General features: G+C 56.7%; 7 protein-coding genes. 4 read left to right on the top strand and 3 right to left on the bottom strand.

The genetic code is table 11. The features are described from left to right. Positions 1–810 carry a S1/P1 nuclease gene (locus XH93_RS05180; RefSeq protein WP_194472690.1) on the bottom strand — a complete coding sequence of 270 codons (810 nt, stop codon included), beginning with the start codon at positions 808–810 and terminating at the stop codon, positions 1–3. A gap of 259 nt (positions 811–1,069) precedes the next feature. On the opposite strand from XH93_RS05180, the gene XH93_RS05175 reads away from it, so the two are divergent. The 4 genes from XH93_RS05175 to XH93_RS05160 all read left to right on the top strand — a co-directional run bounded on the left by XH93_RS05175 (position 1,070) and on the right by XH93_RS05160 (position 7,686). Further along, positions 1,070–2,248, top strand: a complete 1,179-nt coding sequence (locus tag XH93_RS05175) for a hypothetical protein (protein WP_194472689.1) — start codon at positions 1,070–1,072, stop codon at positions 2,246–2,248. Beyond that, positions 2,245–5,262, top strand: a complete 3,018-nt coding sequence (locus XH93_RS05170; RefSeq protein ID WP_194472688.1) for a hypothetical protein — start codon at positions 2,245–2,247, stop codon at positions 5,260–5,262. Before XH93_RS05175 ends, XH93_RS05170 begins: the two co-directional genes overlap by 4 nt. Continuing rightward, entirely contained in the window at positions 5,262–6,317 is a 1,056-nt protein-coding gene (locus XH93_RS05165; protein ID WP_194472687.1) for a hypothetical protein, read from the top strand. Before XH93_RS05170 ends, XH93_RS05165 begins: the two co-directional genes overlap by 1 nt. 238 nt (positions 6,318–6,555) lie before the next feature. Then, a complete protein-coding gene (locus XH93_RS05160; RefSeq protein WP_194472686.1) occupies positions 6,556–7,686 on the top strand; it encodes a radical SAM protein in 1,131 nt (376 codons plus the stop codon). Positions 7,687–7,939: 253 nt separating this feature from the next. Here XH93_RS05160 and XH93_RS05155 read toward each other — a convergent pair whose 3' ends face one another. Next, on the bottom strand, positions 7,940–14,062 hold the full coding sequence (locus XH93_RS05155) for a DEAD/DEAH box helicase (protein WP_194472685.1): 6,123 nt from the start codon (positions 14,060–14,062) through the stop codon (positions 7,940–7,942). Positions 14,063–14,080: 18 nt separating this feature from the next. Then, positions 14,081–17,539 (bottom strand): STY4851/ECs_5259 family protein, encoded by a 3,459-nt coding sequence (locus XH93_RS05150; RefSeq protein WP_194472684.1) that lies wholly within the window; start codon positions 17,537–17,539, stop codon positions 14,081–14,083. Between the last annotated feature and the right edge of the window lie 116 nt (positions 17,540–17,655).

Genomic DNA, 17,655 nt, shown 5'->3' with positions numbered 1-17,655 from the left:
TCAGTCAGCAAACGCTTGGTCGAGCAGACGGGCAAGCCGCACGCCAGCCTTTTGCAGTTGCTCCCTTACGATGGGCTCATTTGCATTGAGATAACCGGTGGTCACGTCGACGTTGCCGCTCGGCTTGTCGCAAGACTCTCCATGCATGACGCAATAGCCGGTCGTCACGCTTTCCGAAATCGCAAAGGACTCGTTGGCCCAATCTCGCGGACTTGATGCGCTCCATTTTGTGATCAGTTCGGGCGTAATCCCCTCAATCAGGTCGGTCGCGGCGTCCTGGGCGTCGGGCCCCACCGCATGCCGGACCAAGCACGTGTCCCAGGTGGCGTGCAGGTTTCCGGAGCATTCGCCGGCAACGTGAATGTTATTGCCGCCGCGATCGTCTTCAAACGAGACATGGAGCGGCTGATGAATGTCCCCGACCCAGTGGCCGAGGAATTTGAGCGCGATCAAGCGGTCGGCCTTCTTGGTCGCGCTGGCCGTAACAAGCTTTGCATCGTTGAGGATGGCGGTCAGGACGCACGAATCCGCCGTGGGGCACTCGTCCGCCTCTAAAGCCTTGCCATTTCTTTTAAAATTGATGAAGTGCTCGGGTGCGCGCTTGCGCGGATGATCGGGGTACACGCAAGATTGTGAGAAGGTGTCGAATTCCGTGTCGGCCCGGATTAGCTTTCGGATCGCCGCGCGGGTGTCGGGCTGGGCGAGCCGATAGGCGATCTCGCAAACGATCTGGTGGCCTTCGTCGCCCCAAGCAAAAGCCCGATCGGAGCCGGCGAGCAGCGCGAGGGCGGCGAGCAGGACATAGCGCATGGACGTCACTCCCAGAGGAGCTCCGATCCTACACCTCATCCTTTAGTTGCAGTGTGAATTACTTCACTTTCGCGATTTGGCGGCCGAGGGTGGCCGCTCGTTGCTACCCTTCCACACGCACTCGACCAGGACTGGCCCGCCGGACGATTGTATTCGTGCAATGGCAGTAAGACCCCCTTGACTCAACCACTCCACCTGTGGTGGCATTGCTTTACTGTTACCTTATGCATTTTCATGTGGCACGCGGGGATCTTTCGCGATGGCCTCACTAATTTTGCACGTCGCCGATAATGGTGTGGACAAGTTCAATTTAACGTGGAGCATTCCAGACGCGGAAGACGTTTGGACGCCTCCTGCTTATTCGGTAGATGCAGGCTTGCTTCAGCAGGCCGCGCAAGCCGTTCGCATACACTTGCTTCGCATCGCATTCTTGCCTGAGCGCCCCGGGCCGGAAGACTTTCTCGATCTACTCCAGCAACTCGCTCGTCGAGGACAAACTCTATTTCAGCGCTTGATGCCTGAACCCGATCCCTCTACGGGCGAGGTATCAGACGTTCAACATCGCCTGGAGCAATCGGCCGCTCTCTCAAACACCGAGAAGTCCGACCTGAAGATCGTCCTGAACACCGCTCGGTTGTCCATTCCTTGGGCATTTGTTTTCTCCGGTGTTGTCGACACATTGCCTCGAATCCCGAGCCTCTCGATCAAGGATATGACCGGCTTCTGGGTTGCTCACTTCAATATCAGCGTCGCTTTTGGGGGGAGCTCAAGCCTGCCCCGTCAACGGAAGGCTGACGGCAGGCGAATTCTCGCCCTTCATGAGAACATGTTTACTCAAGCCAGGAATTCCCTTGCGCTATCCCCGCTCGGCAAGGACAGTCTAATCCGGTTGGACACGCTGCTGGATGGCGAACCAAAGGCGGCAATGGATTGGGACGAATTCGAAGCCGCCTGGAGTATGTTCAAGGATGACTATGACACGATAGTCTATCTCTACGGACACTCGGATGGGCAGCGAATTGATTTGAACGATGTGATCGGCGACGACGCCCGCTACAACCTTCTAGCGGCCGATCTACGCAGATTCCGAAAGCGATCACGCGGCTCCGCATCCATTTTTGTGCTGAACGGTTGCCAAACGGCCGCTCCGGCCTCGTCATCATCCGCGGGGCCGATATCCGCTAACTTCATGCAGGAAACACGTCAGCCGGGTTGGTATGGCTTTATTGGAACGGAAGCTCAGGTCCCAAATACATTTGCCTGCGTTTACGGAACGGAGTTTCTCTGGCGCGTGTGCAAGGAAGGCAAATCGGTCGGAGAGGCTTTCGACGAACTGTTAGAGCGCGACGATCTGTTTCCACAAAACATGCTCTACGCCTGTTACGCAGATCGCCAATTCCGCTTGTTGCCGAAAACGCCGGTAGGGAGAGACAATTGAGTGTCCTCAAAGCCGAAGCAACATCAAAGTGGCCGATCGAGCCCTATAAAGGGCTGAACTATTTTACTTTTGCGGATACTCCGCTCTTCGGCCAGCGCGATGATGAAATTGAGGAAGTTACCGCGCTACTGACGCATGTCGATGTTAGGGTCTTACTCCTGCACGGGTGCACGGGCGCGGGTAAATCATCATTTATCCGCGCCGGCCTCATTCCTCGGCTGCAAAGAATGCTAACTGACTATGGACGCAACTTTTTTCATCTCTCGAACGCACAGTCGAATGATCCTATCTTGATTCGCGCCACTAGCGATCCTGTCGCGCGCATTTATGAAACGCTTAGTTCGGCTGCAAATGAAGGCCTGCTTCCAGAGAACATATCTGCCGCAGTAGGAGCCGAGCTGAGCAATCCAATTGCCACAGATCGCATGGATGCCATTCCTTCCATAATTCGCGTGCTGAAACTACTCACTCAGCCTCCGCAGAGAGATCTATTCATCCTGTTCATCGATCAAGCTGAGGAGCTACTGACGCTCCCGAGCGAGCCAGGGATCTCGAATACGCGCGAGGCTTTCTTCGAATTGCTTGAGCAAATTTGTTTTCGAAGAATGGATCTACGGGTGATCGTCGCGCTGCGGACCGAATACTACGGCCGTCTTTGCTCCTACTTGACCATACGACCAACGAACAAGCTTACCCCGCCAGCGGACGCCTGGGCCGGATTGATGGATTATCTTCTTCGTGTACTTCGAGAAGAAGAGATTGCCGCCGCGATAAGGACACCGACGAGCGCAATCGCCGATCGAGCACAAGGCTCGCCGCCACATTCAATCTATGGATTTGCGTACGAGGACGCCTTGCCGGAGATGATTGCGCGAGATCTTGCTTTGCATTCGGGCGAAGCGAGTTCGCTTCCCGCGATGCAGATCGTTTGCAAACAGCTGTATGAACGGATTGTTCTTCGGGAGAAGAGAAGCACGATCTTGGTCGACGATTACATTCGGTTTGGTCGCGCGGACGGAGCACTAGACGCCTACTTAGTTCGCAGCCTTCGTGAGGCGGCTACGACGGTCGGCCTCGTACCATTGACAGATCGCGATGTAGACATATGGGCGATGGTCTTGTCGCACGTGGTAGGTCGAACCGACGGCGGCACGGTGCAGACTCTGATCGCTGATGAAAAGGATCTTGTCTCGGCAGCGACGAGACGTGGCATCAAAGAAACCGACGCCTTAGCGATGTTCCACCAAATGGTGCAGTCCAGCCGTCGACTATTGCGACTCGTAGGTGGAGAGCACGGAAGCGTGGCTTTCAGCCTCGGGCATGACAGCTTGGGCCCCTCGTTGCTGCGTCGCAGCACCGAGGCAAGGGTGCGATCTGAGGCTGAAGCTCAAATCATTCAAGAAAGGCAAGAGCGAACGCTCGCCGATGCCAAGTCGCAAGCCTTGCTTGCAAAGGAGCGAGAGGAGCGAGTGGTTGCGGAAACGCAGGCGCAGCTCCGCTTAAACAAGGAGCGAGAACGAGCATCACAAGCGATACGAGAGGAGCGTCACAAGAGACACATTGCTCTTGCAGTTTGCTCAATCTTTGCCCTCGTGCTGCTCGCCAGCTGCCTGCTGTTCGTATCGACCGTGATCTCGCCTCTGAGAGAGAGAACGAAGATTATTACCAGTTACGCTCGGCTCGAGCAGACCAGTGACTTTAGACTTCGTTTGATCCTTCTCGCTTCGGCAATCCGAAATGGGAGCGAATGGCCTAATTCTTGGTTCGTAGATGTAGAGCCTACCAAGGAAGCGCTTCGCAAGGTGTTGCTTCGATCTCCCGCGTTTGGAGGCACATTTGAAGCCGCGTCGTGGAACTCGGACGGAACTAAATTTGTCAGCTTGCGGAGAGGAAAGCTCGTCGTTCGAGATCTGACGCGGAACGAGGACAGCTCTCCATCAGAACTGGCAGCAACCGCGCAAGGCAATGTTCCACCGTCAATCGGATTGATATCGTCAGATGACAGTGGCGATCAACTGGTCGCCGCGCATGTAGATACCGGGACGCTATCAATCGGACGAGTGGGATCGAAGCTTGTTAGCCCCGATTATCAGCTCCCTCCCCCGCCCAAGGATGTTTTTGTCCCCAGAGCAGAAATACTTGGTGGTCGCATTCGATTCATCCTCATGCACTTTGCTCAGAATGCGATTTCGGGTGTAGACGTTGTACAGCTTCCGGCCGAAGGCGGAATGACTTGGAAGAATACAGAGGCAGAACCGCTCGAATGGCGTCCTCGCGAGCAGCAGGCGTTCAGACAGCCAGCTCTCGCCGAGGATTGCAATTTATATGCTTTCGTGGGCCGCCTTGCGGATGGATACTCGCTTTACTTTGGTCAATTTGGCAGCGCACTCGATGCTCCATTTAAGTTCGATCATGTGCCGGCGGTGTCCGCCGTCACCATAGCGCGGCATTGCAAGGCAGTCGTCGCGCGGGACGAGTCGACGGTTCATGTCATTTCGGCAGACCGAGCGAAGAACACGTCAAGGTCGCTCGCTGCACTTGGAGAGGCAGCGGTCATCACCGTACCGAGCGCCCAGCAGGTCCAACCAATGTTCGCCGCGACGCCAAAAGGTAAGCAGTCTACGGACTGGCGGCTCGGCTGGTCGTCTCCGGGAGGCTTGTCGGTCGTGGACCTGGATGGGGACGAGAACCCAAAATTGCTCGCTAGTAGCCCGCTCCTAACCGGGCTTGATCAAAACTATGTTCTCGGCTCGCTGAGTTTCAGTCCCGATGGTACCCGGGCCCTCATGATGCAGCAGGCCACGTTCAACGCGCTCGTTCAGGTTCGGCAATTCGATCTCGACCTTGACGCCAGGCAAGCGGCGCTGTCCAAGATCACCGCCCCACTCAACCTGATCCATGAAGCATGCCGTGTTGCCAAGCTACAAGACGGCACTAATCAAATGCGTTCTGCAGAACGAATTACCTGGTTTGGTGATCCAAATGCACCGCAACCCTGTGACGGGGCAAACTAATGGCGAGCTTTCTTGATCGCATTACGACCTTTGTCGGAACGCTTGCCAGCGGTCCGACACTTCAACCCAAGTCGGTCGTTATTAAGCCCGAGCGCTGCAAGCCCGATGGTTGCACCGGCGTCACAATAGCCAAGGACGAATGCTATCTGCGACTGACCATCAATGAGCTTTTTCTAGCCGACGCAAGACGTGCCTTCGTAGAGTACCAGCCGATGGTCGTGTCAGCTATCAGCTACATCCAAGGGAATGAACCTATCACTGTCCCGTCGGTAGTAGGCCCCAGTCTACTATCGCGCCCCACGGTTGAGTTACCACAAAGTCTGCTTCTAAACGATATCGATATCGCTGGTCCGCTTCCATACCGCGGGGGAAACATCACCATTAGCCTTGTCTTGTACCGGGTAAGGCATACGAACTACGCTCGAGATCTGCTGAACGTCGTCGAAGGCGTCTCGAAGGCAATCGGGCCCGCGGCCGACCTTGGTATGTTGTCCAAAATTAGCGGAGCACTGTTGGACGGAGTTGAGAGTCTTCTGGGCCTCGGAGATACGGAGCCAGTTATGGGTCATCGCTTTACGATGTCTCCTGTGGGACCAGGGGGCATGAAATCGTTTTATGCCGCGCTCGTGCCATCCAAATCGACCACTGACGACTTGAGCGTCGATTCCGGTCGGCTCCGCATCGGAGATGGGGCGGTACCGCGGCCGTACTCCGAAAGCGACTACATTCTATACAATCTATCTACACATGCCCGACGGACAGACGTTAGTACGTTGCCGTTTTTCGGCATGTACGAACGTGCGAAACGCGACGCATTTCGAGGAGGCAAGGAAAGTTGGGCGGCGGCAAAAGCCACTTTTTCAGAAGTGTGGCAACAAATGATGACTAGCCCAGACTTGATCCCGCAACAGGCGGAAGAACTTTTCATTGAATGGAAGCAAGCGCTCCTAGCTGAAAAGACGCGGGGCGACAATTTTTTGGCTATGTCTACAACAAAATCTGAAACGGAGGCATCAGCTGGAATCCGAAGAGCAGCTGAACTTCTGAATCTGTAAAAGTGTAATCGAGACAATCAACGCGTTCGCGAGAAGCTCATGTCAGACCTGACGTCACGTATTCCTATAGCCTTCCTCTTAGCAGCTTCGGCCTCGGCTCATGGGATCATTGTTGAGGACCAACGAGATATCGCCGCGTTGGGACACTCGTTTCTTGCACAGTACCAGCAAGATCTATCCAAACTCGCAAATTCGGCGCACACAGCGAACAACCTGAAGGTGGCACAAGGATGCATCAATGGGTACTGGCGACGATGTTAGAAGAATGTGGCGTCCAAGGCTGATCATTCTGCAACCCACACCATACTGCAATATCAACTGCACCTATTGCTACCTTCCACACCGGGACGAGCGGCACTTGATGTCATTGGAAGTCCTGGATGCGATCAAACAAAAGCTATTTGTCAAAATCAGCCCCAATGCAGAGCCGATCATTGTTTGGCACGCGGGCGAGCCAATGGCAGCACCGCTTTCATGGTATCGAGACGCGTTCGAACTCTTGAAGCCTGGCACGCCGGCCGGAGCAATTTATCGGATTCAGACTAATGGGATTTCTGTTTCTGACGAGTGGATTGACTTTCTTTCCCAGACCGGAATTCGGATCGGCGTTTCAATCGATGGTCCTCCACGGTTTCACGACGCTAGACGGGTGACACGGCAGGGCAGACCAACCTCGTCACTAGTGATCCGTAATCTTCGTAAGCTTCAAGCAGCAGGCCTTGAGCCTAATGTCCTTTCCGTACTTCATCCAACCCATCTTTCCGCAGCTGAAGAATTCTACCAATTCTATCGCGAGCATCAGATATACGACGTCAGCTTCTCAATTGACGAGATAACGCTCGCCAACCCCTCGAGTTCATTCAGTGATGCGGACTACAGAGCCGAGCTGACACTCTTTTTGCTAACGCTGATGAAGCTCGCTTTCGCTGACGGATATCCGCTGAGAATTCGAGAAGTTGAGCGTGTGGCCGGTGTGTTGGCGTCTGGTAATCCAGCGTATAATGAACAGACTAGGCCCTGGGATGTTGTTGCTGTCGCTGCGAATGGGGACACAAGTAGCTTTTCGCCCGAATTTCTGGGAATGCGAGCGTTTAACTTCGGAAATGTCCTCCACCACGGCGCCGATGAGCTGTTTACAAATGTCTTGTGCAAGCAGGTCGGTGAGGAAATCGAACGCGGCGTTTCCCAGTGCAGCCGAAATTGCGGGTATTTCAACGTCTGTGGTGGAGGATCGCCGAGCAACAAGTTCTTTGAAAACGGCTCCATGAGCACGAGCGAGACCCTTTTCTGTCGGCTCTCTGTGCAAGCGCCCATGGATGCATTGCGGGATTTTCTAAGGAGTGCATCCCAGGGTGGAGAAGTTGTCTGAAAGCGAAGCTCCCGTCCTGAGTCGGGCCTGGAGATTCGCCTATCCCATGTTATGGAAGATTTGATTGCTCCGACGCAACATCGGGAAGGCATTTTGCGACAAGAGCCGCGTATCATTCATAATTGCGCTCCAAATTGACGTCTCGACACGTCAATGGACGCAAGCGCTTTGTCGCCTTGCGGCGCAAGACACCCGCGAACGAACAAGCGCAACTTAGAAGTTAGACAAGAGTGCGCTATCCACGCGATCCACTCTAGGCCGACGTCGCAACCAAATACGTTTTTCCCGTGCCGCGGCGTTGAATCACTGCGTTGATAGTCGCCAATCTTTTTGCTTGAACGACGATATCGGCCTCAAAATCGTAACGGACACGCACATTCGGAGGCGGCGCCCACGCACCGAAGCCCTGATCCAGCACGATTGTCGCACGGCGACCATCCTTGAAATTAATGGTGAGATAGCGACCGTGTGGGACATCGCCCTGAAGTACGGAAACGCTGATATCCTTTTGCTTCCCGAACCATTCGATCACCGCTTTCTGCTCAGCTCCTTCCCGCCAATCATGACCGATCTGCCAGGGCTGGCCGCGCTGTGCGCTGCTTCGGGGCGAACGGGTTTCAATGGTCAAAGAGGCGCCTTTGACTCCTGACTTAAAGAAAATTTCGCTCATCGTATCAATCAGGAGCCGTGCCACGAGAGGAGAGGTAACGTAGGGGTCCTGATATGACGCTCGCACAATCCCTGCCTTCGGCCAGCTTCCGCACCGGGTCAGTAATTGAATAATGACCGTCGATGCGCGGGCGCCAAAAGTGGCAAGGTCGCAATCGAGCTCCGAGGCAATCTGTACAAGTTGAGCCTCAGGAGGCGGGAGCAGCGTATTGAGATCCACGGCGGTGAGTTCAGGGACGATCGAAGTTCTTCCGCGAACCACGGGGTGGCTGATCGGTAGTCCCCACGCCGGCCCAGGAGACCGCGGCTCGATCTCGCGCGAGGTCCACACATGGCGAGTGTCGCTATCGGCCGCGACCATCGCTAGCGCACTTGCGCCATTTCCGAAGGTTGGCACTTCTCCCGCCAAAAGCGTGGCGTTGTGTTGTAAAGCGAAATCGCGAATGACAAGCTTCTCTGCTGGACTTAGCTTTTCCATATGGTTTGGCGAGATAGCTAACTTCATCCTATGACCGCGCATCGTCCAGTGCAGAAGTTGCGTAGCGAGAGGCCAGTCATGCAGCGCCGCGGGCGCACTACGGTCGGGTAGAAAGACGGTCAGGCTTGAGCGGTTAGCGCGGCGGAGCTCCCGGTCTATCTCGTCGAGCGGAACAAGCGATAATTCTGCGCCCTCCGTAAAGCAATCGTCGCGGCCAACTTCCTGGGGGAAGACCAGATGTTCCCGCAGGAACTCGAGGGCGGCAGTCCGATCGAGATCGTCCTTTCCGTCGGGTGCGTCCGAGGTAAGCACGCACGCTGCGCACCCCTTTTTACACCCGGGGGTCTTGCAATCAAGAACATGCTCAGCACGTTTGATAACAGGCCGCATCAGATGCTCAAACGAAACAGCAAAGCCAGCGCCACCCGCGGCTCGATCGAACAAAAAAAGAGAAATGGTAGGCGCACCGAGTGCATTGCGGCTTTGGCCGACGCCAAAACCCATTTCGTCTGCCTCGATGCCGAGTTCCTGTGCGAGCGCCTCGCGCAGCGCGATAACGAGCGCATGGGCACCTGCGCGAGCGATCCTGTGCTGCAACTGAAGCTCGAAGACGTCGGTTGTTATCTCGAATCCGAGTGAGATGTTTCGCTTCACACTGAACGGCTTGTCGTTACCTGGACAAAGATCTTTGCCTTTCCGATAACGAAGCGGCTTGTGACCCACCAGCGCCCCCGGTGGCGCAACTAGCCCCCGATTGTCCGTATCAGCCTCAGTGCGGCCGCATTGGAGACATATGGCATAGCCAAACCCGGATGGTCCGCCGCGGTTGGAGTAATAGACGAGCCCCTCTCGACTGCAGCGATAGCGCCCCAATTCGGGAGCTGCCAGGCTTCTCCACGACGCTTCACGCACGGACACGATTGGATCTTCCGGTGGAATGTAAGAAAGAATCTCGGTATCAGCGTGCGCGCGATCGCGCGGATCAACGGAAAAGCCAGCCGGCCGGAGGAACTCAATACTGGTTAGATGCTCGCCGCCACAGACACTGCAGTATTCGGGCCTTCCCCCGCGTCTCGTATCGCTCGCACCACATTCCGCGCACTCCCAAAAGTAGCGTAAGCTTTGGATCTCGGCCAAATTCTCTTCGCTCGCCGGGCGTTTCCAATTCAACGTCACGCCAGCCGACTTGTGTACTAGGCCGTCGAGAACGATCTCGGATCCTGGGGCATAGTCACGGATAGCGAGATCGAGCGACCGCTGAGGACCGACTGTCCGAAATTGCCGGGCCCCGTCTTGAGCCGCATCTTGCGGAGTTTTAAACTCCTTGCCCGGCATGAACGAAACAACGTCAGTCGGAAAGCCATGACCAGGTAAGAAGCCACGGTCAGCAAGGCTACCAAGCAAGAACTCTCCGCACATTCGCTTGAGTTCGACTGCCATTCTGGACTTGCCCGCTTCCTGTAGTCCCTCATCCTTCGCAAGGGCCGTCATCCCTTCCCATTCGGCGACAAACCCGTTAGCGAGATCAACAATCGCGTCTCTCGTATCCTCGGCCAACCGCAGGTCACCTTCCAAAATTGAACGACGCGACAGCATCGCAAGGCTTTTCGCGTGGATGGCGGATGTTGCAGGTCTTTCAAGCCAATCGATAAACACTTGGAACGGCCTATCCGCCTTAAGCGGGCGCGGCTCGCTTGGCTGGGCCGGGCAACCAAAGAAGGCACCTATCTGCAGCTTGAGCACGTTGCCGGCATATTCACGCATAAAGGCGCCGAGCAGGTAGGCGTTGACATGGCGCTGCACGATCGGTCGGCTACTCAACGTAACCTTTGGTGCGGCGAGTGTACGCAGGAGAAACCCTTCCGGATCGCGGAATGCCTCGCGGTCGAGCGGCCGGTCCTTGCAGAATGTAAAAGCTAGAGCCACCGCTTGGCCTCGTCGACCTGCGCGGCCAACCCGCTGCCGGTAGTTGGCGATCGAAGGCGGCACGTTCGTCATCATCACCGACGACACCGATCCGATATCGACGCCCATTTCCATGGTGGTAGAACAGCTGAGGACGTTGATCTTACCGGCTCTAAATTCCTGTTCGTAGCGCCGCAGCCGGGTCCCGTCTTGCTGTGCTGAATGCTCAGCCGAACGAGCATACTGGACGAAATGGGCGATACGATCAGAGATATCAGTCCACGCCCCTTTGGCCCTTAAAGTGGCGATGGTGGCCTCCGACCCAATCCATCTATCGGTGGCCTTTCGCGCGTCGTCCGTGGCTGTGAGGCCCAGCATCGGAGATGGATGGGACGGCATGGCGACCGGAATGGCGCGCCGACGCACGTCCGTCGTTTCCTCAAGCCCGTAGGGCGTGAGCCCGAATGGTGCGCGATCAAGCAACCGTCGCGTAACTGGGCAGAAAAAGGCGTCAATGACAGGCGCAATGAAAGTCTTGGAAAAATCAAAGACACGCCGTTCCGGGTCAGAAGAGAAGGTCTGCTGAACTAGCGTCCAAGCTGCGTGTAAATACTCATCGAGTTCAGACCTATCGGCGGCGTCATCGAGGTCGAGTCCGAGGCCATGAATAAGGAAGGCTACAGCTCGCGATCGCGGATGAGCACGGAAATAACCGTTCGGCCAAGCGCGAAGCCTTTTGTCACCATTGGTCTGCGCGTCCGGACCAACCAACGAGGTCAATTTTGCCTTGGATGACACCCAATGCTGCATTTGCCGGGAAATAGATATAGCCCCATTTGCCCGCACGAACCAGGTCAGCACCGCATCGAGGTAGGATTGCCAATCTTCGATAGTCTTTCCCCGGGCCCGGAGAGCATTCGGAAGCTGATTTTCCGTGAGCCGTTCAATCGACGGATTGCGCAAGCGAGCGATACCAAGTGTTTCGACCGAGTTCGCACGCCGCGGCCGGCGAGCAAACTCCCGAAGCAGTAGAAATTCAGCCGTCTTGGGCGGGTCCGCAAATAGCTGCTCATCGCGCGCTTGCCAAACGCCTCTAATCCACTCGGAGGTCTCGACCCGCTCTGCGAGCCGGTTCACTAGCTCGGCCCACGCAATACCCTCGGTGTTGCCCGAGGTGAGATTTGCCAGCTCGGATCGTTTCTTAGAGAGCAAACCTTCCAGCGCCGACAATCGAGTTGTGGCGAGGGCTATTTCTAACTGATCGATCTCGGCTTTCGTCTTTGCGAGTTCTTCAGCTGAACCCGGAGCAGGACGCATTGACGCCTGGACTTGATGATAGACGAAGGAACGTACAAAGTTGCGCTCTGATTCGATCTGCAGCTTAGCGGCCATGCGCGCAGTGCCCTGGCGGCTGTCAGTAAACGAAAGAAGCCGACGCCCCCCCGATGGCAGCTTCTCACCCCGCACGGCTTTCGCGGGTTCCACACCTTCGAGGAGGATTGGTGCAGCATTGCCAAGCATAAAGGGCGCTCCAAACCGGAGCGGCCGGATTAATTCGGAGCCCTTGCGGGCCAACGGGCTGCAGTGCGGGCAGGCGCGTGGCCCGTTGTGCTCCTCGCACAGCAACGAGACACCGCCCTCGGCGGGCCCATCGACAACCCGCCATCCCGCTTTCCTGTCGAGCCAAAAGCCACGGGCTCCCGAGGTCGGATTTGCCGCGAAAAGGCGATCTTGAACGAAGTCCATTCTCGCGTCTTGTTGTGTCACCTCGTCCTCGGCATCGTCCGCTCCTTCCGAGCCAGCGTCATTCTCGCGCCCGTTGTCAAAGGCGAATTCATCGCGTGGCGGATTGCGCAGGGGCGCTGACAGCCGGGGCCCCTTCTCGACCCCTTCCAAATATGCTTCGCCACATTCGGAGCAACTTACGATTTCCAGAACTGGTGCTTTACAGCAAGGACACTGGTCAGCACGTTCGGAGATAATAAGTCCAAACTGCCATTCCAAAGGCTTGGCTGCGCATTCTGCGTTGATGCAGCTCCACATGCCGGGAACCGCTCGCTCGAATGCGTGAAGCCGAATTGGCGCGAGGCGCTCCTCCGCCTCTTCGCCCGTCTTCTTCGCCGCACGCGACATCGCGAAGATAAGTTCTGATGCGCTGACACCATATGCACTCGAATGGTCGTCGAAATCGGAAAGCGATACGCTGCCGTTGAACAATCGCTCGACGAGACGCCAGATTTTCGGATCGCTTCCGAGAACGTCATAGAGCCTGTCTGGGGCAGCGCTTCGAATGTCCTCAGAGGGCTCCACGGGCTTTCCGAGGGGGCGCTCGGGCATACGACGACGACCCTCGATCACGTGCACCTGGCTATCCGGAAGGCCGGCGACGTCGGCCAAGAAGCGCTGGAGCTGTTCACGTACGCTTTCGCCTGATCCGATCGTCGCCGAAGTTGCAACGAAACGTACATCTTGCGGATTGACCGAAAATGCGATCAGCACGCGCCGCAGGAGCAATGCGATCTCGGCCGCAGCCGCGCCGACTAGCGAATGGGCTTCGTCTAGTACGATCCATCTTAGACCCCCTTTTGAAGAGTCGATGATTGGCTGATCCTCGGAACGCACCAGCATGTATTCGAGCATGGTGATGTTGGTGACGAGCAACGGCGGCGGATTCGCACGCAGCTGTTCCCGGTCAATGACCTGTTCTGGGTAACGCCGGCGCTCGGATTCTCTAGCTGCAGGAGGAAGGTCGCCGTTATAGAGACAATACCGGAGCATTCCCCCGAATGGCTTAGTCCACGCCGAGAGGCGCTCGCGCTGGCTCTCGATCAGTGCATTCAGCGGATAAAGCATAATGGCCTGCACGCCCGTGAGCGTCTCGCGTTGACCATGCGCTTGCGCAGCCAGGTCACTTAAGATCGGAAAGAGAAAGCACTCGGTTTTTCCTGAACCAGTTCCCGATGTCACCAGAACGGATTGCCTTTCCCGATCGGAAAGAAGCCGCCAGGCGTCCAACTGGTGACGGAATGGCTTGCGATTGCGTGAAAAGCGATAGTCATGGTCGTCGCCCAAACCATCCAATGCTGCCACCAGATCGGGATGCAGAAGCGATCCCGATAGAACTGACATCGTTTCGTCGGCGGTGACGAATGGATGGGCGCCTTCGAGCACCGGCTCCTGCAACAACGCGCCGGCCAAGGGACTGTCCCCGCCTAGCAGCTCGCGCAGATGCCGGCGCAACCCCTCATGAGATAATCCTGACTGCGCAATGACAGCCTCCGCCGCGCGACGTTTGACTTCCCTTAGAACCTCAAACGGCGTCATTTCATTTGATCCCTAGATTCAAGCATAAAACTTCAGAAGATGGCACCAGGATGCCGACACATAAAGCGGGTCCTCGCGGAGCGCACGACGCGCGAGCAACGCCTGATCGCGTTCAAGCACCAGCCTTTCCCGCGCACTTGCTGCGAGCAGGACGGGTGCAAAAAGGCCGGCAAAGTCCTTGTGCGATTTTGTCTCGATCTCGGAAGGAAGTTTCAGCCCAGCCGAAGCCAGGCGGGCTTCAAGATCGTTCGGTGCTTCTCCGCCTCGATCATATTGGCTCGCAATATAGCCGCTCGTCAGGTCCCTAAGGGAAGGAATCGTGGATAATTGCGTAACTGAAAGCCCAGCCAGATTGAAGATCGCTTCAAGTGCCGGCTCCAGGGCGACTAACTCGTCGCGCAGATTGACGAGCCGGGCTAGCGCTTCGCCGGCGGCCTTCTCTTCTCCAAAGAAAGCCTTTAGTGCACTCGCAACAACCGCATAGTCAATTTTCAGCGCGTTCTCCCAGGCCGACAGCGGGAGTGCGAGCCAAAGGAACGGCAACTCGTTTTGCAACGACCAGATGGCGCCACGCTCACCTGCGTCGCGGGCACTAAACAGAAGTCGAAGTAACGCTAGCGGACTAGATGGCAGCAACTTCAGAGCGTCGAAAGCGGTTGCTGGAAGACCATTTAAGTTTATTGCGGCATCCAGAAGCCAGCTTATGTCCTCGGTGTGGTCTTCTCCGCTTTCCAGCCGAGAAAACGCTTTCTCGATTTCATGCAGGCGCGCCATATAGCCTGGAATGATAAGCGCTGAGACCAGATCCCCGGCATATCCGATGGGCGCTCCCGGGAGCATAACGGGAACAGGTCGCGAAACAACGTCCACCCCATCGCGCAAGTAGACGAGGCAAGGGCCTTTGCAAAGCTCAGGAATCTGCCAGCGCCCTTCTGCATTAGGTTCCAGCGCGTGTTCGTGCCGGGGATCCAAAATCATTCTCACTACCGGCGCAGCGCTGAAAGAGTCCGTAGGCGCGCTCCATGCTACCGCGCCAAATTCAACTGTAAGCTGATCATAGCGATAGCGGTTGATGCGGATCGGACGCCGCGTATCGCCGATGAAATCTAGCTCTACAAGATCGTCCTGGCCCGACAGAGTTGCCAGTGTCTCATCAATCGCGCTTCTCAAGATTCCGAGTGGAAGCTCACCGTCAACGACGACCTTTAACCCACCTGACCTGGAGCCTTTTGCCGCGAGGTGAGCGACTGTCCTGCGGGGCGATACTGCCACTGCACCTCGCAGCGCGCCGACATCGAGCTGAGCACCAGGCGCGAGGATCGAACCATCCGCAAGCGCAATCACGGCGTCTCGGCCGACGAGGGGAACAATTACGTCAAAGGAGTGACCCGTCGGGGGGTGCAGAGTCATTGGAAGGCGATAGATCGGACGGCCGGTGAATCGAATCGATAGGACAGAGCCGTCCGCTTTATCAACCGAGCAGGATCTTCCCCGAACCGAGGCGGACCAACCGGGCAGCCCCTCCAGGCGGATTTCGCCGGTGAGGGCATCCCGCATCGTTCCGCACACACGTGCGCCGCTAGGCACAAGCGCAAGCAACCGCCGCTCCAGCTGGACGTCACCTACAGGGTCGCGCCAGGAAAGTTCCGTCAGGCCGGCGCCTCCCAAAAGACCGGAGAACTGCGTCCATCTTCCTCCCGGGCGCCGGACGAAGAGCTCATTGACACCCGGTATCCGCGACTGCTGCTTTCCAGTTTCACGGATGGACGGTCGGATCGGCACTCCAACGAGCTCCCATTGCTCATCAGCGAGGACGAAACCTGCGTCTAGCACACTCCCGAGCTCCAGCTCTCTCTCGCGCCCCTCGGCGTCCGGTTCGACCCTGAAGCGAGCAGAATCAGTCTCGCTGCTCCGAAAATAGGAAGCTCCCGCCAAACGTACGAGCTTGCGGCCCAGACCGGAGAGGTTCTCGACCTCGACGATTGCATCTTCCGTCGAAGGCTCCACGATCCAATCGTCCGGGACAAGAGCATAGAGCGTTTTTGCTGGAGAACTCACAGACCCCGACCGCAAGAACCGAAGCAGGGGCTCCGTTGGAGTCGAGCCTTCATCTTGCTGGAAAACGAGCACGTCCGAACGCAACGCTTCTCCGCGCGGCCAGGTCCAAGGGAGGGGGACGCCATCTAGCGAGGTGAGCGTTGTCGTGACTGGCGAAGCAAAGCGAAACTCAGTTAATAGCTTCGCAATGCGCATAAAAGGCCGCACGCGCCAGTGCCGCTGCTCTCCCACTGGCGCTTCGAGCAGCGCCAAATCGCCGGTGAGGTGATTAGCGAGCTCGCCAGTCGGAACAGCACGGACCCGCCCCTGAGCAGACAGCCCCGGTAGTTTAGATGCTGGGACCTCGCCGTCAGCCAATAGCTGCACGGCTGGGATCCACTCGCCGCTTCTTTTCACGAGAAATCGCCGAGCTTCCACGCCCACAGACGAGAGGCCAGTCATCTTCTCGTCGAGAAGGCCGGTTAGCAGTTCTGTGACGAGGGCCGCGTCCTCGGCCGGAACGTAGATTGGTAGTTCGTCTCGCCAGCCTGGATGTTTAGCATCCAGCACAGTCGAGTTGCGGACTCCACCGGTATTCTCAGCCTCCGCTTTTCGCCGTAGATCAAGTAGACTCTCGACCAGTTCTGAGCACAGCGCAACAAAATCGTCGTGCTGGTAGCTCTTGCGCATCCGTCCACGCTCTTCCTCTGCGATGGCAAGCAACTCGTCCCCTGACTCGACTCGCCACGAGATCGCTCGGCGCATGATTGAGCAAAGATAATCCTTCAACCAACTGCGCGCGCCCTCGGCCAGAATTCGGACTGGAAAGCCGCCCTCGAGCGCTAAAGTCAGAAGGAATTCACGGGCATTTGCGCTCCTGCGGAGCTCACGGTCCCAATATTCCAATCCGAAGAGCGTCAGCTGCTGTTTACTAGAATAAGGCACAGCAGGAAAAAGATCGGGGGCTAGGTTGTCCCACCTCAGAAACGTCGAGTTCGACTCTCGCCTGAACCATTCGGCGCAAAAGGATGCGAAGATCGCGCCTGCGCGACGATCTGGATTTGCTAGACGACCCGATCCGGCCAATCGATGCAAGATCGTCTTTGCCTGATCGTACTCTTCGTCCGTCATTCGATAGCGGTATAGAGCCCGTCCATCGGGACCACTTAAGCTCCTGGTGGTCAGAAAAGCGCTTAGCCAATCGCGAACCGGACCCGACTGCCGGGGCCTAACGACTGGATGAGTCTGCAACGCTGGACGCGAAAGCGCTCGGCGCGCCTTAACTACCTCAATCTGGAGATCGATAGCCTCGTCACCGTCTCTTCGCTTCAGAACCTCGTTCAGCGCTTCGAGAAACTGCGGATCGTCCCGCTTTTGCTGGAATATTTCAGCGAGCCGCAAGTCATCGAGACAAGACAAATCACCAAATTCTCCTTTCAACACCCCTCCCATCCGACCTTAGAATTCTGTTCCAGGACTAGCGGATGCTAATGGCTTTTACCCCAAGCCGCTTGGCCACCGCCCCATCGATGCCATAGCAGCGCTTCTGCCATAAG

This window comes from Bradyrhizobium sp. CCBAU 51753, assembly GCF_015291565.1.
Lineage (GTDB): Bacteria > Pseudomonadota > Alphaproteobacteria > Rhizobiales > Xanthobacteraceae > Bradyrhizobium > Bradyrhizobium ivorense.
This window is presented reverse-complemented; position numbering and strand designations above follow the sequence as displayed.